Source organism: Actinacidiphila acididurans (genome assembly GCF_016918855.1).
Taxonomy (GTDB): Bacteria; Actinomycetota; Actinomycetes; order Streptomycetales; family Streptomycetaceae; genus Actinacidiphila; species Actinacidiphila acididurans.
The window spans coordinates 658,673-684,479 of record NZ_JADKYB010000001.1 but is presented as its reverse complement, the minus strand read 5'-3'; the positions used below and the strand labels follow the sequence as shown (position 1 = coordinate 684,479).

Annotated in this window: 17 protein-coding genes; 8 read left to right on the top strand and 9 right to left on the bottom strand. The window is 72.7% G+C overall.

From position 1 onward, the window contains the following. Nucleotides 1–37: 37 nt before the first annotated feature. The gene (locus ITX44_RS02965; protein WP_205355340.1) at nt 38–1,690 is read left to right on the top strand and encodes a Na+/H+ antiporter; all 1,653 of its coding nucleotides are present in this window, start codon (nt 38–40) and stop codon (nt 1,688–1,690) included. Between the two features lie 173 nt (nt 1,691–1,863). Here ITX44_RS02965 and ITX44_RS02960 read toward each other — a convergent pair whose 3' ends face one another. Beyond that, nucleotides 1,864–2,358 (bottom strand): peptidylprolyl isomerase, encoded by a 495-nt coding sequence (locus ITX44_RS02960; RefSeq protein ID WP_205355339.1) that lies wholly within the window; start codon nt 2,356–2,358, stop codon nt 1,864–1,866. 123 nt (nt 2,359–2,481) lie between these two features. Between ITX44_RS02960 and ITX44_RS02955 the strand changes: the two genes are divergently transcribed. After that, the gene (locus tag ITX44_RS02955) at nt 2,482–2,925 is read left to right on the top strand and encodes a PaaI family thioesterase (protein WP_307795055.1); all 444 of its coding nucleotides are present in this window, start codon (nt 2,482–2,484) and stop codon (nt 2,923–2,925) included. 8 nt (nt 2,926–2,933) lie between these two features. Here the strand turns inward: ITX44_RS02955 and ITX44_RS02950 are convergent, their stop codons facing one another. The 7 genes from ITX44_RS02950 to ITX44_RS02920 all read right to left on the bottom strand — a co-directional run bounded on the left by ITX44_RS02950 (nt 2,934) and on the right by ITX44_RS02920 (nt 16,376). Continuing rightward, nucleotides 2,934–3,668 carry a LamG domain-containing protein gene (locus tag ITX44_RS02950; protein WP_236059741.1) on the bottom strand — a complete coding sequence of 245 codons (735 nt, stop codon included), beginning with the start codon at nt 3,666–3,668 and terminating at the stop codon, nt 2,934–2,936. A gap of 194 nt (nt 3,669–3,862) precedes the next feature. Next, a complete protein-coding gene (locus tag ITX44_RS02945; protein ID WP_205355338.1) occupies nt 3,863–4,276 on the bottom strand; it encodes a fasciclin domain-containing protein in 414 nt (137 codons plus the stop codon). Between the two features lie 783 nt (nt 4,277–5,059). Then, the gene (locus tag ITX44_RS42530) at nt 5,060–9,022 is read right to left on the bottom strand and encodes an Ig-like domain-containing protein (protein ID WP_205355337.1); all 3,963 of its coding nucleotides are present in this window, start codon (nt 9,020–9,022) and stop codon (nt 5,060–5,062) included. A 339-nt stretch (nt 9,023–9,361) separates the two neighbouring features. Beyond that, the gene (locus ITX44_RS02935; protein WP_307795054.1) at nt 9,362–10,336 is read right to left on the bottom strand and encodes a thaumatin family protein; all 975 of its coding nucleotides are present in this window, start codon (nt 10,334–10,336) and stop codon (nt 9,362–9,364) included. A gap of 382 nt (nt 10,337–10,718) precedes the next feature. Further along, complete coding sequence (locus ITX44_RS02930; protein WP_307795053.1) at nt 10,719–12,167, bottom strand: CocE/NonD family hydrolase; 1,449 nt, start codon at nt 12,165–12,167, stop codon at nt 10,719–10,721. 119 nt (nt 12,168–12,286) lie between these two features. Then, complete coding sequence (locus ITX44_RS02925) at nt 12,287–15,154, bottom strand: glycosyl hydrolase family 95 catalytic domain-containing protein (RefSeq protein ID WP_205355335.1); 2,868 nt, start codon at nt 15,152–15,154, stop codon at nt 12,287–12,289. Between the two features lie 655 nt (nt 15,155–15,809). Further along, entirely contained in the window at nt 15,810–16,376 is a 567-nt protein-coding gene (locus ITX44_RS02920) for a class I SAM-dependent methyltransferase (RefSeq protein WP_236059739.1), read from the bottom strand. Between the two features lie 133 nt (nt 16,377–16,509). Between ITX44_RS02920 and ITX44_RS02915 the strand changes: the two genes are divergently transcribed. Beyond that, complete coding sequence (locus ITX44_RS02915; RefSeq protein ID WP_205355333.1) at nt 16,510–17,796, top strand: sensor histidine kinase; 1,287 nt, start codon at nt 16,510–16,512, stop codon at nt 17,794–17,796. After that, on the top strand, nt 17,793–18,485 hold the full coding sequence (locus ITX44_RS02910; RefSeq protein WP_205355332.1) for a response regulator: 693 nt from the start codon (nt 17,793–17,795) through the stop codon (nt 18,483–18,485). Before ITX44_RS02915 ends, ITX44_RS02910 begins: the two co-directional genes overlap by 4 nt. A gap of 90 nt (nt 18,486–18,575) precedes the next feature. Here ITX44_RS02910 and ITX44_RS02905 read toward each other — a convergent pair whose 3' ends face one another. Beyond that, nucleotides 18,576–19,601 carry a LacI family DNA-binding transcriptional regulator gene (locus ITX44_RS02905; RefSeq protein ID WP_307795052.1) on the bottom strand — a complete coding sequence of 342 codons (1,026 nt, stop codon included), beginning with the start codon at nt 19,599–19,601 and terminating at the stop codon, nt 18,576–18,578. Between the two features lie 298 nt (nt 19,602–19,899). Here ITX44_RS02905 and ITX44_RS02900 point away from each other — a divergent pair, with 298 nt between their 5' ends. The 4 genes from ITX44_RS02900 (at nt 19,900) to ITX44_RS02885 (ending at nt 25,721) form a co-directional block, all read left to right on the top strand. After that, a complete protein-coding gene (locus ITX44_RS02900) occupies nt 19,900–21,168 on the top strand; it encodes an ABC transporter substrate-binding protein (protein WP_205355331.1) in 1,269 nt (422 codons plus the stop codon). A 61-nt stretch (nt 21,169–21,229) separates the two neighbouring features. After that, complete coding sequence (locus tag ITX44_RS02895) at nt 21,230–22,129, top strand: carbohydrate ABC transporter permease (RefSeq protein WP_307795051.1); 900 nt, start codon at nt 21,230–21,232, stop codon at nt 22,127–22,129. Then, entirely contained in the window at nt 22,126–23,052 is a 927-nt protein-coding gene (locus ITX44_RS02890; protein ID WP_307795050.1) for a carbohydrate ABC transporter permease, read from the top strand. Before ITX44_RS02895 ends, ITX44_RS02890 begins: the two co-directional genes overlap by 4 nt. After that, nucleotides 23,049–25,721 carry a LamG domain-containing protein gene (locus tag ITX44_RS02885; RefSeq protein WP_205355330.1) on the top strand — a complete coding sequence of 891 codons (2,673 nt, stop codon included), beginning with the start codon at nt 23,049–23,051 and terminating at the stop codon, nt 25,719–25,721. Before ITX44_RS02890 ends, ITX44_RS02885 begins: the two co-directional genes overlap by 4 nt. The last annotated feature ends 86 nt before the right edge of the window (nt 25,722–25,807 follow it).

Below are 25,807 nucleotides of genomic sequence, written 5' to 3'. Positions count from 1 at the left end.
AGGTGCCCGGACGTCGCCGAGATGGGAGATTGTCCCGGTGAGGGCGCTGGAAATCGTCGTTGTGGTGCTCGGCACCGTGCTGGCCCTGACCTGGGCGGCCCGCCGGATCCGGGTGAGCGAGCCGGTCCTGCTGCTGGTCGGCGGGGTGCTGATCGGACTGATCCCGCACTTCCACTCACTGCACGTGCCCTCGGACGTGGTGCTGCTGATCTTCCTGCCGCCGCTGCTCTACGCGGAGGCGCTGACCATCTCGCTGCGCCAGATCCGGCAGAACCTGCGGGTGATCGTGCTGCTGTCGGTGGCCCTGGTGATCGTCACCGCGCTGACCGTCGGGACCACCGCGCAGGCGCTGGGCATGGCCGGGCCGATGGCGTTCGCGCTGGGCGCGGTGCTGGCGCCGACCGACGCGACCGCGGTGGCGAGTGTCGCCCGCGGCATGCCGCGCCGGATGCTCACCACGATGAAGGCCGAGAGCCTGGTCAACGACGGCACCGCGCTGGTGCTCTTCGCGGTGGCGGTGGACATCGCGGTGGGCCGGCACTCCTTCTCCTGGGGCTTCACGCTGTGGCGCTTCGTGGTCGGGTACGCCGGTGGCGCCGCGATCGGCGCCGGGATCGCGGGACTGGTGATCCTGATCCGGCGGCACCTGGACGATCCGGTGCTGGGCACCGGGCTGAGCCTGCTCACCCCGTTCGCGGCGTACCTGCCGGCCGAGCGGGCGGATGTCTCCGGGGTGCTGGCGGTGGTGGTGTGCGGGCTGATGATCAGCTGGGCGAGCCCGCTGCTGATCCACGCCGACGCCCGGGTGCAGACCATGGCCTTCTGGGAGCTGGCGATCCTGCTGCTCAACGGGGCCCTGTTCGTCCTGGTCGGCATTCAGTTGCCGGGCGCGGTGCAGGACCTGCGGTCGATGGCGGGCGGCCGGGCGGTGGCGCTGGCCGCGGCCGTGTTCGGCACGGTGCTGCTCACCCGGGTGGCCTACATCTACACCACCCCGTACCTGATCCGGGCGCTGGACCGCCGCCCGCAGCAGCGGGCCCGGCGGGTCGGGGCCCGGCAGCGGGCGCCGATGGCCTGGGGCGGGGTGCGCGGTGCGGTGTCGCTCGCCGCGGCGCTGGCGGTGCCCGCGGTGGCCCGGGACGGCTCGCCGCTGGCCGGGCGGGACGTGATCGTCTTCGTCACCGGCATGGTGATCGCGGCGACCCTGGTGTTCCAGGGCCAGACGCTGCCCGCGGTGATCCGCTGGGCCCGGCTGCCGCCCGACCCGGACGAGCACGGCGAGGAGCTGCTGGCCCGGCAGCGGGTGGTGGACAGCGCCCTGGCGGAGCTGCCGGCGCTCGGCCGGTCGCTGGGCGCGCCGGACGAGGTGGTCGACCGGCTGGCCGGGGAGCTGCGGGAGCACGCCGCGGAACTGGAGCACCACGAGGGGCCGGTCCAGCACGCCGAGCACGAGTTGCGCCAGGCCCTGCTGGTGGTCAAGCGCACGGCTCTGGTGGGCCTGCGCGACGAGCGCCTGATCGACGACTCGGTGCTGCGCCGGGTCCAGGAGACGCTGGACACCGAGGAACTGCGGCTGAACCTGCGCATCGCCACCGCCCACCACGCCCTGCACCGGTCCTCGGCCCACCGGTACGAAGAGCCTGCGGCGGAACGGCGGGGGCAGGAACGCGAGGAGCCGGGCGACGCGTAGGCCCGGCGGTTCGGTCTCCTGCCCGTGACGCGGCAGCGGCGGCCGCCCGCCCCTTGCGGACCCTTTCGGGCCCCGCGGATCCTCCGGGCCTTGTCGGCCATCGGATCAGGGGTGGACGGCCGCCGCGCCGGTGGTACGTGTCGGACGATCGTCAGCAGAGGTTCGGGCAGAGGTCAGGCGGGCACGGTGCCGGAGGCCGAGATGACGACCTTGGCGCTGGGGGCGCCGCTGCGCGACCCCTTGCTCTCGATGAGCTTGACCAGGTCCTCGCCCTCGACGACCTCGCCGAAGACCACGTGCTTGCCGTCCAGCCAGCTCGTCACCACGGTGGTGACGAAGAACTGCGAGCCGTTGGTGTTCGGCCCGGCGTTGGCCATCGACAGCAGGAACGGGCGGTCGTGCTTGAGCTGGAAGTTCTCGTCCGGGAACTTGTTGCCGTAGATGCTCTTGCCGCCGCGGCCGTCACCGCTGGTGAAGTCGCCGCCCTGCAGCATGAAGTCCGGGATGACCCGGTGGAAGGCCGAACCCTCGTAACCGAAGCCGTGCTGGCCGGTGGCCAGCTCCCGGAAGTTCTGCGCCGTCTTCGGCACCACGTCGTCGAACAGGCGGAAGACGATCCGCCCGGCCGGGGCACCGTCGATGGCGATGTCGAAATACACATTGTCCATGGGCCCATCCTGACATCCCGCGCGCCGCCTCGCCGAACACGCCCCCCCCGCGCCGCCCCCGGCAACGCCGGAGGCAAGACGGAAGTACCGCCCGGCCGACCTGTGCCGCTAGGCTGACCGACCGTGACCGACGGTGTGCCGCCCCCCGACCCGGAAGCCCTGGAATTCGCCCGCAGGACACTGGACGCGCAGCCCTTCAGCCGCCTGCTGGGCGCGCGCCTCACCGTGTTCGGCGAGGGCCGGGCGGTGCTGGAGATCCCGGTCCGGGAGGAGTTCGCCCAGCAGAACGGCTTCGTGCACGGCGGGGTGCTGTCCTACGCCGCCGACAACGCGCTGACCTTCGCCGGCGGTTCCGTGCTCGGCCCGGGCGTCCTCACCACCGGCATGACCATCCACTATCTGCGGCCCGCGGCCGGCCGGACCCTGTTCGCGCGTGCCGAGGTGCTGCAGGCCGGCCGCCGCCAGGCCACCTGCCGCTGCGACCTGTACGTGATCGGCGACGACGGTACGGAAGAACTGTGCGCGGCGGCCCAGGGGACGGTGCTCGCGGCGCAGCCGCGCCCCTGACCGGCCGGTCATCCGCTCCCCCGCCCCAGGGCCGCCGGCCGGCGGACCTCCAGGCCGGTGCACTGCCAGTGCAGTTCGTCCACGCCGGGCTCCGGCGGCAGATGGCCCCAGCGGCCCGCCGCGACACTGATGTTGACCACCGGCCAGGCCCGCCAGTGCGGGCCCACGCCGCGGCCGTCGGCGAACACCTCGGTGCCGTCCACGGACCAGGACACGTTCGCCTCGCCGAGCACCACCCGGAGCCGGAAGGGCACGCCCGGGGTGACGGTGTCATCGGCCGCGAAACCGGCCGCGCGGACGTGGTTGGACAACTCCAGCAGTCGCGGGTTGGTGGGGTGGTACTCGAACAGGTCGACCTCGCCGTGGCCGGGCTGCGGCCGGCCGGGGGCGGTGTCCCGGCCCCAGGTCCACAGCGCGGGCCAGGCGCCGCGGGTGGCGAACACCGTGCAGGTGGCGCTCACTTCGTCGCCCGGCAGCAGCTCGAAGCCGCCGGGGGCGTACTCGGTGGAGACCAGGTCGGTGTACCACAGGCCGGCCGGCGCCCGGCGGGCGTGGAAGACGCCGTCGGCGGTGGGGCCGTAGGCGGGGCCGATCTGGTCGAGCTTGTTGTCGGCGGGGTTGCGGCCGTCCTCCGGATAGGCGGAGGTGCGGCCCACCGCCCAGGCGGCCGGGTCGGTGAAGGGCGCGTCGAAGACGACGGGCGGCTCCTGCTCCTGCGCCGCCGCCGCGGACCGGACCACCATCGCGTACCCCCTCGTCCCGCTCCCCCGGCGTCGATATCGTCACCAAGCCTATCGATCCGGGCACATGGCGTGTTTCACCCGTTCGGGCGATTCAGGGGTACGAACGGCGGTACGGAGGGAGCACGCGGGAGGGCCGCCGCGCCTGGTGCGGTGCGGCGGCCCTCCCGCGATCGTGCGGCGTGGACACCGGCGGGTCAGCTCGGCGGCATCAGCACGGAGTCGATCAGGTAGACGGTGGCGTTGACGGTCCGGATGTTGCCGCAGACGATGTTCGCGGTGCCGTTGACCGTGAACGTGGTCCCGGAACCGGACGTGGTGATCCTGGAGCCCTCACGGGTGACGAAGGAGCCGTTCGGCAGCTCGGCCGGGGTGATGCGCTGATTCACCACGTGGAACTGCAGCACCTTCTTGAGCTGCGTCGGGTTGTTCAGCAGCGAGTTGAGCTGGGTCGTGCCCAGTTTCTGGAAGGCGGCGTTGGTCGGCGCGAACACCGTGATGCCATGCGCGTTGTTGAGCGTGCTGGCCAGGTTCGCCCGGTTCACCGCGGACACGAACTGGGTGAGCAGCGGGTTGCCGGTCGAAGCGGCCACCACCCTGTTCCTGGCCATGGTGGCCAGGCTGCCCGCTCCGCTGCGCGGCAGCGAGGAGCACTGCGGACCGAACACTCCGACAGGAGTGGTCCTGGTCGGGGACGGGCTGGTCGTCGGGCTCGTCGTCGGACTGGTCGGACTCGTGGTCGTCGGACTCGTGGTCGGACTCGTCGTCGTCGGGCTCGGCGTACCGGGGGCGGTCGGCGACGCCGTGGGAGTTGCCGTGGTGGCCGTAGGCGTGGGAGTCGTGGCCGTGGGACTCACGGCTGTAGGACTCGCAGTCGTCGGAATCGATGTCGTGGGACTCGCGGTGCCGGTGGGTGCGGTTCCCGTAGGGGTCGGCGACGGCTGCGCCTGGGCCTGCGGAGCGAACGCTCCCAGGCTCAGCGGTACCGCCGCGGCCGTCGCGGCGAGTGCCACAGCCATGCGAGTGTGCGGGATCCTCATGTCGATCGTCCTTCCCGTGCCGGGTTGTGACGGGTGTCGGCGATTGATCCCCCAATGTGCATGCACCGCGGCCCCGGCCCGGCCGGCAGTGAAGTCCGCCGCGCCGGTCGGCCGATCGGGCCGCCGGTTCGAGGGTAGCCAGCCCCCCGGACGGCCGCATCCCGGACCGTTCGGCGCTACGTACCACCGGCCGTACGGGCGACGCGTGTCCGGGCACGTACCAGGCGCGTCCCCGGCCCCCTACCGGCCGCCGTACGACGTACCGCGTGCCATGCCGCACCATGTGCGACGGCCGGGACCCCGCGGCTGGTGCGGGGGCCCCGGCCGTCGCGGTCGGGTGGCGGGCGGGTGCCGTTACTGCACCGTCACCTGAACGGTGGCCTGCGGTGCGGGCGTGTTGGTCACGTCCTGCGCCTGGGCGGTCAGGGTGTGCGCCCCGGCCGCCAGTGGGGCGCCGGCGGTGCAGGTGAACGTGCCGTCGTCGGCGGCGGTCGCGGTGCACACGGCCGCGCCCTCCGCGGTGACCGTCACCTTGGCGTCGGGTTCCGCGGTGCCGGTCACCGTCGGGGTGGCGCTCACCGTGGCGCCGGCCTGCGGCGTGGTGATCGTCACCGGCGGGGCGAACCGGGTGGTGTTGGCGACGCCGTCACCGGAGACCTTCACCACCACGCTGTGCACCGTCACCTGGCCGCCGCCGTTGCGCAGCCGGAAGTCCGCGCCGGAGTGCTCCTGTCCGCCGAAGTAGGCGTCGGAAGCGGTCACCGTGGCGGTCTTCCAGGTGTTGGTGTTGGTCAGCGGGATGGACTGGGTGGACTTGTACGGGTCGGAGCTGCCGTTGTCGTAGTGCACGGCGAAGGAGCCGTTGCCGGTGTCGTAGTAGGAGATGGTCCAGGTCGCCGAGTAGAAGCCGGCGTGCGCGATGGAGTCGTCGATGTCGAAGTAGATGTTGCTCTGGGTGCTGGTGCGGGCGGTCAGGCCGTCGATCACCGAGGCGGTGGTCGGGCCGTCGAAGCCGCCGGAGGGCCGCTCGTCCTCGCTCATGCCGTAGGCGTGGTTGTCCGGCCCGACCACGGCGCCGACCAGCGCGGTGCCCGGCGGCAGGTCGGAGGCGTCGAAGGAGACCGACGCCGAGGCGTCGCTGGCCACGCCGCTGGGGTCGGCCACGGTCGCGGTGATCGCCTGCTGGCCGGGGGTGAACCCGCCGGCCGGCGCGCAGTTCCACGCCCCGGAGTCGTCGGCGGTACCGGTGCACAGCGTCGTGGTGCCCTTGTGGACGGTCACCACGCCGTTCGGGACGGTGGTGCCGATGACCGAGGAGGCGAGCTTGGCGGTGCCGCCCGAGCGCGGGGTGGTGATGGCCGGGGCGGGCGGGAAGGACTTCTGGTTCGGCACCCACACGCCGCTGACGGTCAGCGCCGTGCTGTGCACGCTGAACGGCGAGGCCGAGTGCAGCCGCAGGTCGGCGCCCTGCGCCTGGAGCCCGCCGAACCAGGCGGTGTCGATCGCGATGTCGGCGCTCTTCCAGATGTCCGTGCCGGTACGGGCGATGGTGCCGGCCTGGTGGTAGCGGTCGGCGGACCCGGCGTCGACCTGGACGGCGATCGGGTCGGTGCCCGAGTCGTAGTACGAAACGTGCAGCGTGCCGGTGTACGTGCCGGTGGCCGCGGTGTCGTTGGCGACGTCGAAGTACATGTCGCTGCCGGCCGGGGCGGTGCCGGTGGTACGGGCGGTGCGGCCGGCGACGTCACCGGGCGTGGTGGTCGCGCCGGGCGAGGACGGGTCGTCGAGCCGGGTCAGGCCGAAGGACTGGTCGGTGCCGGCCAGTACGGTGCCGACGGTGGCGGTGCCGCTGGTGGTGCCGGCGTCCAGGCCGAGCTTGACCCCGCCGAGGTGCTTGGCCGCGGCCGCCGGGGTGCCGGTGACCTGGGCGAAGGACAGCCCGGTGGTGGGGGCGTCGGCCCGCTGGACCAGGTAGGAGCGGTGGGCCTTGGCGGGCACGTCCAGGATCGCGGCGCCGCTCGCGGCGGTGACGACGTGTCCGGTGGCGCCGTCCACGACCTCGGTACGGCCGCCGGGCCACGGGTTCTTCACCTTCAGGGTGCCGGTGGTGCCGGCCTCGATCGCGGCGGTGACCAGAGTGCCGCCCTGCACCTGCACGTCGGCCTTGGTGCCGTGCTGGAGGTAGACGCTGCCGCTGACGTCCCAGTCGGCGGGCCAGGCCGGGGCGAAGCGGATGATGCCGTCGTAGTCCTGCGCCAGCGCCTCGTTGACGGCGGTCGCGGCGCCGGACTCCTGCTCGATGTACGGCTGGAAGCCGACGCTGTTGCCGAGGTCGGCGAAGCCGTTGGGGTAGACCTGGTGGCCTTCGGTGATCGAGATCAGGTCCGCCCGCACCTCGGCCGGGTTCTCCAGCCGGGCCGCGTCGATGGCGTCCATCGACCAGTCGTTGCCGCCCTTGTTGGGCCGGTGGGCGTACGAGCGCTGCTCCAGGGCGAACAGGTTCTGGTCCTGGTCACTGATGGTGTTCCACGGCCACAGCGGCTCGAGTTCGATGTTCTCGCCGTTGCGGCGCGCGGCGGCCGGCTCGTACGAGATGGCGATCATGTCGGTGCCGGTGGCGTCGGCCGCGTCGGTCTCGGCCTGCGTGTAGTGCGGGTTGAGCAGCTGGGTGCGGGTGGCCTGGTCGGTCCGCGGGTAGGGCGGGATCTCGGTGGCGGCCTTGCGCACCTGCGCCACCAGGTCCTTGTCGGTGGTGGTGTCGGTGCCCAGGACGTGCGCGGCCTGCTCGATGATCGGGAACAGGGTGTGGTCCACCGCGATGTCGGTGGTCGGGTCCTGCACCGACCACTGGGTCTCGTGCGCGTTGGCGTTGGCGTGCAGCAGGCCGTCGGGGCCGACGGTCTGGTACGCGAGCTGGAAGACCGTGGTGGACTTCATGAACGGGAAGTACTTCGCGAGCATGGCCTTGTCACCGGTGGCCTGGTACTGCTCCCACATGTAGAGCGCGACCTCGGGACCGCTGGAGATGTCAAGGGCGTTCCAGTTGGGGGCGCCGGGCTCGCTGCACGAGGCGTTGGCGCCGGGGGTGGTGTCGCCGCCGTTGCCGTTGAAGCGCATGGTCTCGGGCAGGCAGGTGCCGGGCAGGCCACCCATCATCTGCTTGGTCCACGCCTCCAGTTGCGGCAGGTCGTCGGCGTACATGTCGAAGATCGGCGTGTTCAGGGCGTAGTTGCCGCTGCTCATGTTGGCCGAGATCTGGGTGCGCAGGTTCCACAGCCAGTACGCCGAGGGCTGCCAGGTCTGCTGGTCCTTGGCCCAGGCGAACATGTCGGCCTCGCCGGCCTGGCTGCCGGGGTAGATGCCCTGCTTCATCGACGCCGCCTCTTCGTAGAGGTACAGCGTGCGCAGGTTCTCGATGTAGGCGGCGCTGCCGTCGGCGGAGTTCATCTCGACCAGGCCGCTGTGCGTCCAGTACCGGTTCCACCAGCGATCCTGACGGTTCATCAGGGCGCGCTCGGCGGCGTGGGCGTCCCCGCCGATCAGGTCGGTCGCGGTCAGCGCCGCGTCACCGCCGGTCCAGCCGGGGCTGGCCACGACGACGCGGAAGCTGCCGTCGGCGCGCGGGGTGAAGTTCACCTTGACCTGCGTGGGGCTCGCCACGGAAGCGGTCACCTGGCGGCCGCCGGCGGTGATCGCGGCCATCGAGCCGAAGGTCTTGCCGCTGGGGATCTGCGGGCTGTTGTCGGTCCAGGTCTCGGCGAGGGTGCCGAGCGCGCCGGAGGCGGCGGCGGTGGGCTTGCGGCCGGACCACAGGTTGATGGAGGCGGTCTGCGGCACCTTGGGGTCGGCGCCGGTGACGTCGACGACCAGCTCGTCCTTGTCGGATGCCACCCAGGCCTTCATGGTCATGCCGCCGCCGGACTCGCGCAGCACCCCGTCGGTCAGGTCCAGCTTTCCGGAGAAGTCCGCGGCGTGCGAGATCACCGACAGGCCGGGGATGGTGAGCTGGCCCGGGGACTTGCGGTCCGGCATGGTGTCGGAGCGGTTGAGCTGGGCGGTGAAGCCGCCGGCCGCCCAGGCGGCCACGCCCAGCGAGCCGTTGCCGAGCGGCACCGAGCCGGTGGGGTTGACGTTGGGGGCACCGAGCACCAGGTCGGAGCGGCTGACCACGCCGGCCGGGTCGACCTGGAAGGCGCCGTCGCGCCAGGCCGTGGTCGGGCCGTCCACCGCGTGGGCGGCGCCCGGCTCGGCCAGCACCATGCCGGCCAGCGCGGTCAGCGCCGCCGACCACAGGGCGAGGGCGCGCCGTCTGGGCACGCGTCGGTGACGGGAGTTCAATTGCACGGTGCCCTCCAGGGGCTGACTCGACACGACACTGTGTGGTGATCCGATGAATCAGCCCGCTGATTGGGCAGGGCTCATCGACTGGGGGGATAAGAGGGGCTGGGGCGGAACTAACATCGGACGATTGTCGTTTCTAGACCATCTGTGTCGGCCCCGTAAAGACCCGTGCACGAGGCATCACACGAGGCATCACACACGGCATCGCACAAGGCGCCGCTCGCGGGCCGCGACATGACCGCGACATGACGGTGCCCCCGGCGCGGGGTCGCGGCCGGGGGCACGGTCGGGCGGGCCGGAGCCCGTCGGAGGTCGTCAGGTCGTGCCGAAGGTGATCCGGTAGTAGCAGGCGCCCTTGCAGGACATGGTCGCCGAGTCGTCGAAGGCGTAGGAGTAGGCGTACGGTTCGGCGCGCTTGAAGACCTGCGTGTAGTCGACCGGCCACTTGGACGGCACGCAGTTCTCCCGGCCGGCCCAGGAGCCGCGGCAGCAGTAGGTGTCCCCGCCGAAGGCGGCGCAGGGCGGCATGCAGCCGATCACGCTGCCGCCGTTCTTCGCCTGCATGGCGGACGGGCAGTTCACCGGCGAGGTGCATGTGCCGCGATAGCAGCCGGCGGAGGTGAGCGGGTCGGCGGTCGTGGTGTGCGCGATGTTGATCCACATCGGCAGGTTGCTGCCGTCGACCATGCTGACGTCGTAGAAGTCCATGCCGTCGAAGGCGTTGAAGGTGAACTCGCCGAGTGTGGTGGGGGTGGTGGGGCCGCCGCAGGTGGTGGTGCAGTCACCGGTCAGGCAGTGGCCGCCGGCGTCCCCGGCGCAACCGGTGCGGCCCCAGATCCGCCCGCCCCAGTTGTCGGCCACGGTCAGCGACGTGCTCTGCCCGGGCTGGAGCCGGCGCCCGCCCGGGTAGGCGGCGCTGGTGTTGGTGACCACCGCCCAGACGGTCTGGGAGGTGCGGTTGACCAGGGTGATGGTGCGCCGGCCCGCGGGGGCGGGCGGCACGGCGGCACCGGCCGGCGGCCGGGTGGTCGCGGGGGCGGCCGGGGTGGGCTTCTTGTGCGGGCCCTTCGCGGGGGTCCTCGTGGCCGCCGGGCGGGTCGTCGGGGGCCGGGTGGTGGGGGCTGACGTGGTCGGAGCGGGACGGGTGGCGGAGCCGTCCGGACTCGGTGCGGCGGTACCGGTGGTCGCCGTCGCCGGAGCCGACGGCCGCGCGTCGGCCGCCGGATGCCCGGTCGAGCCCGACGGCTGGACCAGCCAGGAGATGGTCGCCACCGCTATCACCGCCGCCACCAGGACCGCGTACCGGCCCCGGGACGGCCGCACCCGGTGCCGCTTGCGTGTCGGAGCGTGCCTCATGCTCCGGAGACCGCCCGGAGGAGGCCCGCATAACAGAAATGCCCCGGCCTGCGGCGGCTTTCGGGAGAACGCCCAGCCTTTCCGCCTCTTCTGGAGCAGGGGCCCCGGGGCGCTCCCGCCCCCGCCCTCGCCGCGACGGCGGTCGACCACAACGACGCGGACCGGCGGCGCCGAACCGGCCTCGGCCGACAGGGGCCGGCGCCGTGAAAGCGGCGGGGCCGGAGGGACGTTCAGCCCCTCGGCAGCCGGCCCGCCGCCTGCCGCGCCCGCCAGCGCCACTCCCCGCCCCGGCCTGCCCCGTACCGGTGCCCGGGCGCTACGGCTCGGGGACCACGGGCAGCATCAGCCGTGAGGCGGGCGCGACTCGGCGGTCGGACGGAGTCGGGAGCGGGGACCAGCGGGGGAAGCTGCTGGCGGTGACGTGGACCCGCAGGCGGTGGCCGGGGCGGAAGACGTGGCCGGTGGACCACAGGTCGACCGGCACGGTGCCGCCGGGGGCGGCGGTGCGGGTGATGCCGTCGGTCACCAGGCGCGAGGTGCCGTCGGGTGCAACGTCGGTGAGCCGGACGACCCAGTCGGCGGGGTCGGCGGAAGAGTGCGCGGTCAGGAGTGCGGTGACCCGGCCGACGACGGTGAGGGGGCGGTCCAGCGGCGCGCCGGTCCACACCAGCAGGTCGGCGCGGTCCTCCAGGGGGCGCTGATCGGCGGGGCCGGCCGGGTGGTCGTCGGTGAGCAGCAGAGCGCCGCCGAGGGTGGGCACAGGGTCGGCGGGGCGGTACGGGAAGGTACGCCAGGCCTCCGCGTGCGGCGGGGGCGTGCGGCTGAGCGTCCCGTCGCCGCGCAGGTGCAGGGTCAGCGGGACGGACGGCGGGGGCCAGGCGGCGTACGAGCGCCACTGGCCGGTGCCGGTGAGATGGACGCGGACGGCGGGACCCGGGGGCGTGCGGCCGGCCAGGACCGCGTGCAGCCAGTGGAGTTCGGCGGTGCGCAGGTCGGCGGCGCCGAAGGGCAGCGCGGTGGCCCGGTCGCCGTGCGTCCAGGGGCCGACGATCAACGTTGCCGGGCCGCCGAGTTCCCGGGCCCGGACGTGATTGTCGAGGCTGCCCTGGAGGAAGGCGTCGTACCAGCCGGCGACGGTGAGGGTGGCCGCGGGTCGGCCGCTCCCGGCGGGCAGGGCGTGCGGCAGGTCCGGCCCACCGCTCCGGCCGGGCACGGGCAGCCCGGCGAGCGCCGGGGACCGCCACCCGGTGGCCGGCAGGGCGTCGCGGTCCCGGTCGAGGCCGGCCAGGCCCAGCGTCCACTGGGCGACCAGGCCGAGTTCGGGCACACCGCCGCGGGCCACCAGTCCGTCGCAGGGATCGGCCCAGGTGAACTCCGGCATCACGGCGACGAGTTCGGGCGGCCCGGCGGTGAGCGCGGCCCACTGGGCGTGCCCGAGGTAGCTGGGCCCGTACATCGCCACCCGTCCGTCGGAGCCGGGCAGGCCGGCGGCCCAGCGTACGGATTCGTGGCCGTCGTCCCGTTCGTTGACCAGCGGCTCCCAGATGCCGCCGGAGCCGAAGCGGCCCCGTACGTCCTGGACCACGGTCAGGAAGCCGCGCCGGGCCGCGCCCTCGGGGTCGAGGGCGGCGAGCACGCCGGGGTCCCGGCTGCCGTAGGGACCGCGGGCCAGCAGCACCGGCCAGGGGCCGCTGCCGGACGGCGGGCGGTGGACGTCGGCGGTCAGTACGGTGCCGTCGCGCATGACGGCCTGGACGCGCTGCACGGGCGCGGCACCTCCGGTGATGGGTCGACGGCGGTACGGAGGGTGCCCCCGCCGTGTGCGGACGGCGGGGGCGGTTCGGGTCGGCCCCCGGGATGGGCCGAAGGGCGGGCGGAAAGGGGTCAGTTGACGGTCAGGTCGTCCACGTAGCCGCGGTAGCCGCCGCTGCCGCCGGGGTGGTCGTAGCCGACGAGGATGCGGTCGATCTGCTTGTTGGCGTCGTGGGCGGCGAGGTTCACGGTGACGTGGTTCCAGGTGTCGAGGGTCAGCCGGCCGCACTGCTGGGCGGGGTGGATCCCGTTGCCGTTCTGGTCGGTGGCGCCTGAGTCGCGCAGGGTGGAGCCGTCGGTGAAGACCATGTCCACGGCCACGCACTCGCTCTCGGTGGAACCGGCCAGCACCCAAGGGGTGGTCGCGTTGGACTGCGGGAAGATCCAGTAGCCCAGGGTCTTCGCGGTGCCGATGGCCAGCGGGGCGCCGCTGAGGTCGAAGACCTTGAGGTAGGCGTGCGGGGAGGTGCCCGAAGCGCTGCCGGAGTACATCAGGGCGGTGGTCCCGGTGTGCGCCTGCTCGCCGCTGCGGGGGCTGGTCTCGGGGCCGGCCGCGCCGGAGGTGATGCCGGTGACGCCGGAGACGTTGCCCCCGGCGGTGTCCACCGTGTCCAGCCAGGCCGGCTGCGGGTCACCGCTCTCCAGGCCGCTGGCGAAGGACGAGCTGGTCGCGCCGGTGCCGCTCGTCTGGAGGGGCTGGGCGAGTTCGGTCTGCACGGTGGCGTAGGAGGTGCCGGGCGGGGCGAGGGTGATCGTCTCCCCGGCGGAGGTGGACAGGGTGATCCGGCTGCCGGAGGCGGTGCCGGCCGCGGCGCCGTTGCGGTAGACCTGCGGGGCGCTGCCGGGCCAGGGGTTGGTGAGGGTGAGCGTGCCGCCCTTCTGGCTGACCGCGCGCACGTACTGCACGGAGTTGCCGGCCAGGCTGCTGGAGATCAGAAAGCCGCCGTCGGCCAGCAGGTCGCCGTACTTGGCGTTGGTGCCGCTCGGCCAGTCCGGGAACACCTTGATGTCGTGCTGGAAGGACTGGAGCAGCATCTCGTCCAGGCCGGAGGTGGTGACGTTGATGTTCTCGATGCCGCCGCCGCTGTGGTGGATCGCCATGTTGGGGTAGCTGTTCGCGGTCGCCTCGGTGCGCAGGTTGGCCAGGACGGTCGCGGCGTTGTAGCCGACCCGGGCCGCGGCGGCGTAGAAGGTGGCGGGCGCGTTGCCGCCGTGCCAGGCGGCGGTGAGCTGGTCGACGGTGTTGCGGGCGGTCTGCTGGAGGGTGGCGGCGCTGTCCAGGCCGACCTGACCGCTGGGGTAGACCGCCTGGATGTCGATGTCGTTGCCGTCGTTGACGAAGTCCGCACCGGTGGAGGTCTCCCGGAAGACGGTCTGGCCGTTGCGACTCATGGTGGGCAGCGCGGCGAGGTGGGCGTCGATGTCCTGCCAGGTGGCGCGGGTGCCGGCGTCCTGGCCGAGGGCGGTGGACATGTCCACCAGGCCCTGCATCAGCAGGTGCACCAGGCCGAGCGAGAGGGTGGAGTTGGTCTGCGGGTAGGCGTTGTCCTCCTGGGGCGCGTCGTTGGTGATGGTGTACGTGCCCGAGGCGTCTTTGGTGAGGTAGTTCTGCCAGAACAGGCCGACCTGCTTCAGGTACGGGTAGACCTTGGCCGCGTAGGTGGTGTCGCGGGTCTGCTCCCAGCGCATCACCATGTCCGAGGCGAGGTTGGCCGCGTTGGACTTCTGGTTGTGCAGGCTGGTGTCGGCGCTGGTGCCGCCGGGCGAGATGCCCACGGTGTAGAGGACGCCCGAGAAGCCGTTCTGCTGCGCGAGTTGCTGGCCGCGGATCGTCCAGTCCAGCACCGGCTGGTCGTAGGCGTCCATCTGCGCGATGTGGTTGGTGGTCAGCGCGGCGTAGAAGGGCGCCTCGTAGTTGTAGTTGGTGTGATAGTCACCGTTCCAGTTCATGGCGCCGGTGATCCAGTTGCCCCACAGGCCCGGTGCGTACTTGCCGGTGCGGGAGACGCTGCCGAGCAGGTAGAGCGAGCCGTACCAGCTCTTCTCCACGTCCGCGTCGGGGATCTGCACGTAGGACTGGGACCAGTAGCCGTTCCACCAACTGCGGTGGGAGGCGTTGTGGTCGGCGACGTTCTGCTGGGTGAGGGTGTCGACCATGCTGTCGGCGGCCGACTGCCAGGAGCCCGAGTCGCCGCTGCTGACGATGCCGGCGACCAGGGTGGAGGTGGTGTTCGGCTGCATGGTCAGGGTGATCTTGTTGCCGGCGACCGTCTGGCTCTGGCCGATGGTGCGGGCGGCGATCCGGGCCCGGGGGTCGCCGCTGCCGCCGGCGTCGGCGACCACGTCGGCGTCCAGGTCGTGGTCGGAGGTGGACACGGTGGGGGTGCCGCCGGACCCGTTCTGCAGGGTGATGCCGATGGACTGGGCGCTGCCCCCGGTGAGGGAGAAGCTGGTGACGAACATGTCGGTGTTGGCGTCCACCCAACTGGTGGTGGTCAGGGTCTGGCCACCGAGGGTGTAGGTGCCGCGGACCTCGGCGTGGCCGATGTCCTGGACCACGTTGTACGAGGAGCCGGTCAGGCCCGCGGCCGACACCACGATGCGGCCGAGCGGCCGGATGGCATGGCTGGTGGCGGACCAGAAGTCGTTCTTGCCGAGGTAGAAGGTCTGGTTGGCGATGGTGCCGCCGACGGCGACCCCGACGTCGCCGTTGCCCATCATGGGCGCGTCGGTGGTGTCGCCGCCGGTCAGGTGGGTGGGGGGCGAGGTCCACACCCCCTGGTACTTGGCGACCGTGGCCAGGCCCTGGTTCGCGGTGATCGGGTCGGCTGCCGCGGGCCGGGCCACGGCGGTGGTCACGACGGTGGTGAGGGCGGCGGCGACCATGGTGGCGGCCGTGGCCGCGCCCAGGGTGCGTCGCGCCGGCGCTGTGCGCCTCATCTCGTACTCACTGCCTCTCTCCATGGCTGCCGCCATGGCTGCGACGGCGGTACATCGGATCTCCCCGGTGCCGGGACGCGGGCAGCCCTGACAGCGTTGTCGGGAAACTGTCGCGCGACCGGCGTCAACGGGCGTCCTGGCGGCTGTACGACCGGCGACGTGCCTGGTGAGATCCCATGTGCGGCCGTACACGGGATGGGGAGGAGAACCGGGGAGCCGGCCCGTCCCGGCCGGCGTCCCCGCAGCGCTCCCGGGCCGGGTCACCGACTCGGGAGAACGTTATCTCAGCGATCTGCCGTCGTTTATAGAGGCGCTTCGGCGCCCTTGTAAAGCGGATCCGCCGAGCGAGGGGCTGCGGAGGTCCGGCGCGTACGGTTCGCCGGGAGCGTCCAAAGGCGCGGGGAGATGACGCGCCGCAGGTCGGCGCCCGGCCAGTGGCCTGGCGCCGACCTGCGGGGACAGCCGATTCGACGAGCTGCGGAGCGGCGCGGGTACGGAAGCGGCACAGGTCGAGGGCGACGCAGTACGGGAGCGGCGCATGTGCAGGAGCGGACTCACCCAGCGCGGGCTGCCTCGGCCACGGAACCCCTCGCGCCGGTCTTCCCGGCCGCGGCCTTCCCGGTAGCGGCCCGCACCCCCGTGGGCCCGCTCGCGGTCAGGGCTTCCGGGTGGCCCGGTGCACGAAAGCGGGCGGAAGGTTCGGCCAGACCACCCTCGAGCGCTCCACGTGGTCGAAGCGGTGGGCGAGTTCGGCGGTGAAGTGACGGGCGGGCGGGGTCCAGGCCGCGTGCAGATAGGCGAAGGTGGTGAACCGGCCGCCGGGCGCGAGGACTTCGGTCACGGCGTCCAGGATGTGCTCGCGCCGTTCCCGCGGCATGACCGTCCACGGCAGCCCGGAGACCACCGCGTCGACCGGTTCGCGCACCGCGGCGGCCAGGTCGGCGGCCGATCCCGGCACCACGGTCAGCCGTGTGTCGCGGCGGGTGGCCGCCAGCCGGTCCGCGAGCACCGGGTTGAGCTCGACCGCGACGAGTCGTGCGCCGGGCGCGAGCCGGGCGAGGATCGCGTCGGTGAACACCCCGGTCCCCGGGCCGAGTTCGGCCACGAGCCGGGCCCGCTCCAGGCCGATGCCCTCGGTCATCGCGAGCGCCAGTCGTCGTGAACTGGCCGCCACGGCACCGGTCATGAGGGGCCGTCTGAGGAACTCGGTGGTGATCGACATGGCGGTCATGCTGGAAGCGCCCCGGGTGGCCGCACGTCGTATCCCGGGCCGGTGTCCGTACGACCGCGGGAGGACCCCGCGACGCCCTGCGGGACGATGTGGGGCAGCGGACCCCGGCCGTAGCGTGAGGCGGGTGCACCGGCTGATCGAGACCCTGCCCCGCTTGCGGCGGGGCCACCCGTGGCTGACGGACCTCCTGCTGGTCGTGCTGGTGGCCATGCCCCCGGTGATCCGCCCGGAGCCGGACTGGCGGCCGGTCCGGGTGCAGGCGGGCATGTACGTCGCCCTGGTGCTGCCCCTGGTGTGGCGCCGCCGCCGGCCGGTGCTCGTCGCGGCCCTGGTGCTGGCCGCGTTCTGGGCGCAGTACCTCGGACAGGTGTGGGGAGAGGAACTGGGACGCGGCGCCGTCGCCCTGGCCGCGGTCCTGGCCACCCTCACGGTGCGCGGCCTGCGCCGGGCCGCCGCGGCGACGGTGGTGTGTGCCGCCGGCTGTGTTCTGCTGTGGATTCCCGCCTGGCAGCGGGTCCACGGGGGCCCGGGCGCCCGCGGTGCCTGGCTCACCCCGCTCGCGGTGGGGCTGCTGCTGGCCGGGGCCTGGGTGTTCGGCGAGTACGTCCGTGCCCGGCGGGCCTATATGGCCGAGTTCGAGCGGCGGGCCGTGCTGGCCGAGTCCGAGCGCATCGCCCTGGCCCGGGTCGCCGCCGCCGAGGAGCGGGCCCGTATCGCCCGCGAGATCCACGACGTCCTGGCGCACAGCATGAGCGTGATGGTTCTGAACGCCGAGGGCGGCAGGCTGATGCGGCAGGCCGACCCCGCCGCCGTCGACCGCGCCCTCGGCGTCATCAGCGCGACCGGCCGTGAGGCCCTGGGCGAACTGCGCCGGCTGCTGGAGGTGCTGCGTACGCCCGGCGCGGACGCATCGGCCGACGGCCCCGGCTCCGATCCCGGCTCCTGCGCCCGTCCCGGTGGGGCCACCGACTCCCTCGCGGCCGATCTGCGGCGGCTGGTCGCACGCCTCGACACGAGCGGCACGCGCGCCCGGCTGGAGCTGCGCGGCGAGCGGGGCGGCCTTCCCGCGGATCTCACGGCGCAGACGTACCGCATCGTGCAGGAGGCACTCACCAACGTGGTCAAGCACGCGCCGCCGGACGCCACGATCCACGTACGGGTCAACACCGGTACCGAGGGGCCCGGGCGACTGGTCCGGGTCCGGGTGGAGAACTCGGCCGGGGCCGGAGGGGGAACCGCCGCGAAGCGCCCCGCCCCGCTGCTCTCCTCCGGTCGTGGAATCACCGGCATGCGCGAACGTGCCGCCCGCTACGGCGGGAGCGTCGACGCAGGGCCCACGCCCGGCGGCGGCTACCGGGTCGCCGCCACCCTGCGCCCCGCCGAACCCGCGCCCGCCACGGCGGCCTCATGACCGGCCCGGCACCCGCGGCCGCTCCGGCGGTGTCCCGGGTGCTGATCTGCGACGACCAGGAGCTGATCCGGATGGGACTGCGCATGGTCGTCGACAGCCAGCCCGATCTCACCGTGGTGGGCGAGGCCGCCGACGGCGACGCGGCGCTCGCGGGCGTGGCCGCCCTGGAGCCGGACCTCGTCCTGATGGACGTACGCATGCCCGGTCTGGACGGGCTCGCCGCGACCGAACGCCTCTGCGCGCAACCCGATGGGCCCCGGATCCTCGTCGTCACCACCTTCGACCTCGACGAATACGCCTACGCGGCCCTGCGTGCCGGCGCGAACGGCTTCCTCGTCAAGGACGCCCCCGCCGAGGAGATCCTGGTGACCGTCCGGGCGGTGCTGCGGGGGGAGGTCATGGTGGCACCCTCGCTCACCCGGCGCCTGGTCGAGCGTTTCGTCCTGCACGCCCCCGCGTCCGCGCCCGCCCAGCGCGGCCGCCTGGCGGCTCTCACCGAGCGGGAACGGGAAGTCCTCGCCCTGGTGGCCCGGGGGCTGACCAACGGCGAGATCGCCGACTGCCTCTTCGTCGGGGAGACCACCGTCAAGACCCACCTCGGCCGCATCCTGACCAAACTCGGCCTCCGGGACCGTATCCACGCGGTGATCTTCGCCTACGAGAGCGGGCTGGTCCGGGTCGGGGACTGAGCGGCGCCGGGCATCGCGCCGGGCGGCCCGCACCGCCTTCCGGACCAACCCTGCTTCCCGGAGGTTTTCGGGCCGCCCCGCTCCCGGAGATCAGGGCCTGATCTCCCCCGAGCCGCGCGCGACCAGCGTGGTGGAGACGGTGACCGTCCGCACCGGCCGGTCGGGTTCGGCCAGGCGCGAGCGGAAGAGCTCGATCGCGGTCCGGCCGATCTCGGTGTCGCCCTGGGCGACCACGGTCAGGGCCGGCCGCAGCAGGTCCGCCAGCCCGAAGTCGTCGAAGCCGACCAGCGCGGTGCCGCCGTATCCGGAGCCGAGCGCGCGGATGACGGCGACGGTGGTGGAGAAGTTGCCGGTGACGATGGCGGTGGCGGGGTCCGGGCCGCCGCGCAGTGTCTCCAGGGCCGCCCCGATGCGGGCGGTCTCGATGGGGCCGGGGTGGACCATGCCCTCCACTCCCACGCCGGCCGCGTTCAGGCAGTCCCGGAAGGCGATGGCGCGCTCGCGCCCGGTGTAGATGCGCTCGTCGTCACCGATGTAGCCGATCCTGCGGTGGCCGTGCGCGGCCAGGTGCTCGAACGCCTGCCGGATGCCGCCGCGGTTGTCGGACAGCACGGTGTCCACCTCCACGCCGGTGGCCGGCCGGTCGAAGGCGACGACCGCGAGCCCGGAGTCGATCTCCGGCTGGAGGTACTGATGGCCGTCGGCGATCGGCTCGATGATGATCCCGTCCATGCGCCGCCGGCACATGGACATCACTGCCTCGCGCTCCCGTACCTCGTCGTCCTCGGTGGACATCGCGACCACCGTCAGCCCCGCCTCGCGGGCCTCCTCGTCGACCGCGCGCAGCACCGGGTGGGCGTCGGCGATGTGCCGGACCGCCGCCCCGATGGTGCCGGTGCGGCCGCTGCGCAACTGCCGGGCCCGCTCGTCGGGCTGGTAGCCGAGCCGGTCGATGGCCTGCTGGACCCGGCTGGCGAAGGCGGGGCCCACCGTGGCGTCGCCGTTGACCACCCTGGAGACCGTTCGCAGCGCGACCCCCGCCTCCCGGGCCACGTCGACCATCGTCGGCCGGCGCGTACGCGGCACGCCCGGCCCGCCGGCTGCAGAAGCCGCCACTTCGCTCCCCTTCCCTGGCATTCGCTGGCATTTCCTGGCTTGCTCGGTTCCCCGGTCGTCCGGCCGGCCCCCGTGACCGACGGTACGGCCCGGCCCGGTGGCTTCGCGTTGCGTCGCCCGGCCGGCCCGAGATCGCTCCGTGATCGCGTGAGGTCTTGACTTGCTGACGCGGAACCCTACTGTACTCGGCGAGACAACGTTATCTCACCGATCCGGGGCCGAGCCGCTTCAGCGTTCCGGAGCACGGGTGGCGTGTGTCCCAATCCCTCCGCACAACCTCTTTCCGAAAGGTACGGCCATGCGTAGACGAAGTGCCGTCGTCGCCGCGGCAGGTCTGCTGCTGCTCGCAGGATGCTCCTCCGCCACCTCGGGCGGCGGCTCGGGCGGGGGGTCGGCGCTGACGTACATGACCTTCAACACCCCGTCGCTGACGCCCGCGTTCTGGAAGACGTCGATCGCCAGGGCCGAGAAGGCCGTGCCGGGCGTGACCATCAAGCAGATCGTGGCGCCCAGCACGGACCGCGACTCGTACGCCAAGCAGCTCCAGGCGTCGGGGCAGTTCCCGGACCTGCTGGAGTCCATCACGCCCTCGCAGTACACCGACGCGGGGCTGCTCCAGCCGTACGACCAGTCCTGGGTCGACCAGAACTTCCTGCTGCCGCAGGGCAACGCGATCAAGGGCAAGGTCTACATCCCGCCGACCAACTCCCAGATCATCCCGCTGGTGTTCTACAACAAGACGCTGTTCGCGAAGGCCGGCGTGCAGCCCCCGAAGACCTGGCAGCAGTTCCTGGACGTCAACGCCAAGCTCAAGGCGGCGGGCATCACGCCGATGGAGCTCGGCGGCAACGACCCCTTCGCCGCCGCCATGCCGCTGACCGGGGCGATCAGCGCGGACGTGCTCGGCAAGGACCCCAAGTGGATCCAGGAACGGTACGCGGGCTCGGTCAAGTTCGGCGACGCCGACGTGGTCACGGCCGCCACCAAGATGCGCACCCTGGTGGAGAAGGGCTACTTCGAGCAGGGCGCGCTCAACGTCAGCTACGCCGACTCGATCAAGAACTTCAACGCCGGCAAGGCCGCGATGTACCCGATGGGCAGCTGGTACCTGGGCTCGATCCCGAAGGACCAGTGGAACACCATCGGCGTCTTCCCCTGGCCGACCGACGACGGCTCGCTGGTGCTGCCGTTCGCGGTGGGCGGCTCGATGGCGGTGAGCACCAAGGCCAAGGACAGCGCGGGCGCGATGGCCTTCGCCAAGGCGTGGTCGCTGGACCCGGGCAATCTCAAGGCCCTGATCGAGGGCGACGGCGCCTACCCGATGCTGAAGGGCAAGACGCTGAAGGACTACGGCGCCACCGTGAGCCCCGCGTTCACCAACTCCTACGCCTACGTGACCGGCCAGAACACCAAGGTGGCCGCGATCGGCTGGGCGACCAGTGACGACGCGCTGCCGGGCTCGCTCAACAACGACTTCTACGCCGCCGCCCAGGCGCTGTTCAACTCCTCCGACGTCAAGGGCCAGATGGCCAAGCTCGACCAGGCGTGGAGCACCGCGACCAAGTGATGAACGGCACGAACCACGCCGGCGCCACGGCCGGCCCGCACCGCACGGAAGGAGGGGATCGGTGAGACCGCTCACCCACTGGTTCCGCGACACCACACAGGACCTGGGGCTGCGAGTGATCGCGGCGCTCGGCCTGGTGCTCTACCTGGTCTTCATCGTCCTCCCGGTCTTCATGAGCCTGCGCAGCAGCTTCACCGACGAGAACCCGCTGAAGGCGGGCAGCAACTGGATCGGCCTGGCGAACTACCGCGAGATGCTGCACGACACCCAGTTGCGCGACAGCGTCGTCTACACCCTCGCGCTCGCGATCGGCGTGACCGCGGTGGCCAACGTCATCGGTCTGCTCTTCGCGATGCTGCTGGACCGTACCGACCTGAGCTACCGGGTGCTGCGCACCATCGCCTTCCTCCCCCAGGTGATCTCCGGGGTGATCGTCGGCTTCGTCTGGAAGACGATCCTGACCCAGGACGGGCTGCTCAACAGCGTGCTCACCCGCAGCCACCTGGTGAGCCACCCGGTGGACTGGCTGGGCACCCCGCACCTGGCCCAGGTCTCGGTGGGCGTCGTGGTCGCCTGGGTGCTGTCCGGGTTCACCACTGTGGTCTACCTGGCGGCGCTGCAGAACATCCCGCGCGAGCTGTACGACGCCGGATCCATCGACGGCGCCAACGCCCGCCAGCAGTTCCGCATGATCACCTTGCGCATGGTCGCGCCGGCCACCACCATCAGCGTCACCATCTCGCTGATCACGGTGCTCAAGCTGTACGACGTCATCCAGGTGCTCACCTCCGGCGGTCCGGCCAACGCCACCCAGTCCACCGCCCAGTACATCGTCAAGACCGCCTTCAGCAGCGACCGGTTCGGCTACGCCTCGGCGATCGCGATGTTCCTGCTGGCCCTGTCCGCGGTCATCGCCCTGTCCGTCACCAGCCTGCTGCGGCGCCGGGAGGTGGACCTGTGACCGTCCAGCACACCGGTGCGCCGCGCCCGGTGACCGTACCGAAGCGGCCGGTGCGCACCCGCCGGCCCGCCGAGCCGCAGCGTCCGCGCGCCGGTCGGGCCCGCTGGCTGAGCCCGGCCCGGCTGACCCTGGCCGTCGTGGTGGTCCTGGTCTTCGTCAGCCCCATCTACCTGACGATCGTCAACGCCTTCAAGAAGGAGAACGACATCGTCTCGGATCCGGCGGCGCCGCCGGTCCATCCGACCCTCGGCAACCTGCGCACCGCGCTGGACCGGCCCGACCACCTGCTGCAGCTGGGCCTGCGCAACTCGCTGATCGTGGTGGTCTGTTCGGTGCTGCTGCTGATCCCGCTGGGCTCGGCGTTCAGCTTCTGGATCTCCCGGCGGCGCACCCGGCTGCGGGCGGCGATCCTGGCCATGCTCGCCGCGGGTCTGATGATCCCGCCGCAGGTGGTGCTGCTGCCCACCATCCACATCCTGAACTTCCTGGGCCTGGCCCACAGTTATCCGGGGCTGATCCTGTCCAACCTGGGCGGCGGCTATTTCTCCTTCGCCGTGTTCGTCTACGTCGGCTTCATGCGGGCGGTGCCGGACGAGGTGGTGGAGGCGGCCCGCCTGGACGGCGCGGGCGGCCTGCGGGTGTGGTGGTCGATCGTCATGCCGCTCGTGCGGCCGGCCACCGCCACTGTGGCCATCTTCCTGTCGCTGTGGATCTGGAACGACTTCCTCAACCCGCAGTTCATCCTCGGCCCGTTGCAGGGCCAGACCATCACGACCGGTCTCTATCTCTCCGTGGGGCAGTTCCAGATGGATTACGGACAGCTGTTCGGCATCATGTTCCTCGCCGGGATCGTCCCGGTGGCCGGCTACCTGGCGATGCAGAAGCAGTTCATCGCCGGCCTGACCGCGGGATCGACCAAGTGAGCGCGGTGCCGGAGGCGGTGGCCGGCGAGGCGGCCGAGCCCGCTCCCGAGCCGCTTGCGGGCCTGCCCCCGCTGGACGACCTGGCCGGCGACTGGATGCCGGCCGGGAAGCTGGCGCACCTGCCCTCATTGCGCAACCAATGGGGTCAGGCGCACGTCAACGCGGACCTGACATCGTTGTCCTGGCTGGCTCTGGCGCCCTTCAGCGGCGGCTACCACACCGGCGTGCTGCAGATCGACGGCCGGCCGCTCGCCGCCGAGCGGTTCCGCTGGACGCCGTGGGGCGTGCGGCGGGAGGCCGCCCACGGCCCGCTGACCGTACGCACCGAGGTCCGGCTGGGCTACGAGCGCAGCCGGGTGATGTGGCGGATCACCGTGCGCAACGACTCCGCGGACCCGGTGCCCGCTGCGCTGGAACAGGAACTGCTCGCGATGGTCGCCCGCAGCGAGGTCGACTGGGGCTGGCTGTACGGCACGCCGTGGAACGCCGGGCACCACCACGACTTCTACGCCACCGAGCGGCTGCGGGCCGAGGTGCTGGCGGACGAGCCGCGCCAGGTGCAGCTCCTGCCGCACGGCGAGCGCTGGGTACGGCTCGGCTCGCCGCGCATCCCCGGCATCCAGCGCGACGAGGACTCGGCCCCGATGCTGCTGGAGTCCGAACTGCCCGACCACTCCACGCCGGACGCGGGCCGTTCCCGGGCGCCGGGCGCGCCCTGCCTGGTGCGCCAGCTGGCGGTGGAGCACGCGGACGGCACCCGGGCGGCGATCGGTGACGGCAGGGCGGTGCACACGGTCCGGGCCGACACCGATCTGCGGGTGGGCACCGCCTCGCTCGCCGCCGGTGACGCGCTCGTACTGGACCTGCGGGTGGACCACACCGGCTCGGACGGGGTGATCGCCACCCACGGCAACCACCCGGACTCGTTGCAGGTCGGGGTGAGCGGCGGGCGGCTGTGGCTGCGGGCCGGCGGCGAGCACGTGAGCGCCGAGGAGCCGCTGACGGCCGGGGCCTGGCACATGATCACCGCCCGGGTGGCCGACGACGGCGCCACGCTGCTGGTGGACGGTGTCGAGGTGGCCCGCACCCTGCCCTGGTGGGGCGGGCGGCGGTGGACCGCGCGGGTGACCGGCGGCGAGGTGGTGGTCACGGACGAGCGGAGCACGGCGTGCTCGGCGTACGCCTTCACCGACGCGCCCGGCTCGCTCACCGCGCTCGGCTCGCGTGGCTCGGCCCGCTGGCAGCTCCTGCTCGGCCCCGGCGAGTCCCGGGAGCTGGGCGTCGTGCTGGACATCGGCGCCGCGCCGGAGCGGGTGCGGGCCTCGGCCGCCGACGCCGCCGCCGGTTTCGGTGCGGCGTTCGACGAGACCGCCGAGCGCTGGCGGGGCACCTGGCGGGCGGCGTTCACCCCGGGGAACGGTGAGTTCTCCGGTCATCTGCCGACGCTGGACACCCCGGACGCGGATCTGGCCCGTACGTACTACCTGGGCGCGCTGCTGATGCTGTGGATGCGCAACACCCGGGTGTCCCGGACCGGGCCGGTCTTCCTCACCGGGGGGCCGCGGCTGGGCCCGACCACCACCTTCTTCTGGGACCAGTCGGAGTTCGCCGGCACCGCCGCGATGCTGGAGCCCAAGGGCATGCGGGCCTGGATCCTGGCGGCGCTGGCCCAGCCGTACGACCACTGCCACTCCTTCGACACGTACAACCTGATGCCGGTCGGCAACCATTACGCGGCCAACGACCACGCCCTGTTCCACACGGTCACCGCGTATCTCGACGTCACCGGCGACACCGGGCTGCTCGCCGAGCGGGCCGCGGACCGCACCGTGCTGGACCACCTGCGGGCCCTGGCCTACCGGCCGCGCTCGCGGCGGGCGGCGTTCGGCACCGGGGAGCTGGTCGACTTCGGGCGCGACGCGTGGGAACTGCTGGAGTGCGTGCCCAACTACCGGGACGCGGTGGTGTCGTTCAACGCCGGCTACGCCGGCATGCTCCGGTCGCTGGCCGGGCTGCTGGACTCGCTCGGCCACCGCGGGGAGGCGGCGACCGCCCGGGCGGAGGGAGACCGGCTGGCGCGGGCGGTGCTCGGGCAGTACGCGGGCGACGGCCGGTGGCTGATCGCCCATCCGGAGGGGCCCGAGGCGATCGGCCACTGCCTGGACTTCGTCCTGGTGGCCGCGCATCTGGCCGAGGATCTGCCGCCGGACCAGCGGGCGCGGATGGTCTCCTTCGTCACCGACCACCTGCTGGACGGGGACTGGATGCGGGCACTGGACCCGCAGGACCCGGTGGCGCCCTTCTCCGACCGGCCCGACCACGGCGCGGCCGGCGCCTTCGCGGCCTGGCCCGGCGCGACCGCGTACGGCCTGTGCCGGCTGGACCGCCCGGACCTGGCGGCCGGCATCCTGCGCCGGGCCCACCGCGCGACCTCCGGCGCCCTGTGGGGCCAGGCCATGGAGGTCACCCCCGACGGCTCCTACCGGGTCGCCGAGCGCGGGGTCTCCAACCGGGACAGCGTGGCGGCCGCCGCCGTGACCGAGGCGGTCGTGACGGGCCTGTTCGGTGTGCGCGGCCGGAAGGAGGGTCCCGCGGTCGGCTTCGAGGACACGGTGTTCGGCCGGCTGGACGGCATCCGGGTCCGGGGGTACGGGCTGCCGGCGTCCTGAGGGCGGGGTGCCCCGTCTTTTACGGCGCCGGCACCCGAGGCGGCCCTCGGTGCGTTCATCGCGCACCGGGGGCCGCCGCCGTTGCG

Excerpts from the sequence above, each read along its gene's own strand:
- ITX44_RS02900 (WP_205355331.1), top strand. The coding sequence starts at position 19,900 with ATGCGTAGACGAAGTGCCGTCGTCGCCGCGGCAGGTCTGCTGCTGCTC.
- ITX44_RS02950 (WP_236059741.1), bottom strand. The coding sequence starts at position 3,668 with ATGGTGGTCCGGTCCGCGGCGGCGGCGCAGGAGCAGGAGCCGCCCGTC.
- ITX44_RS02920 (WP_236059739.1), bottom strand. The coding sequence starts at position 16,376 with ATGTCGATCACCACCGAGTTCCTCAGACGGCCCCTCATGACCGGTGCC.
- ITX44_RS02945 (WP_205355338.1), bottom strand. The coding sequence starts at position 4,276 with ATGGCCAGGAACAGGGTGGTGGCCGCTTCGACCGGCAACCCGCTGCTC.
- ITX44_RS02960 (WP_205355339.1), bottom strand. The coding sequence starts at position 2,358 with ATGGACAATGTGTATTTCGACATCGCCATCGACGGTGCCCCGGCCGGG.
- ITX44_RS02925 (WP_205355335.1), bottom strand. The coding sequence starts at position 15,154 with ATGAGGCGCACAGCGCCGGCGCGACGCACCCTGGGCGCGGCCACGGCC.
- ITX44_RS02910 (WP_205355332.1), top strand. The coding sequence starts at position 17,793 with ATGACCGGCCCGGCACCCGCGGCCGCTCCGGCGGTGTCCCGGGTGCTG.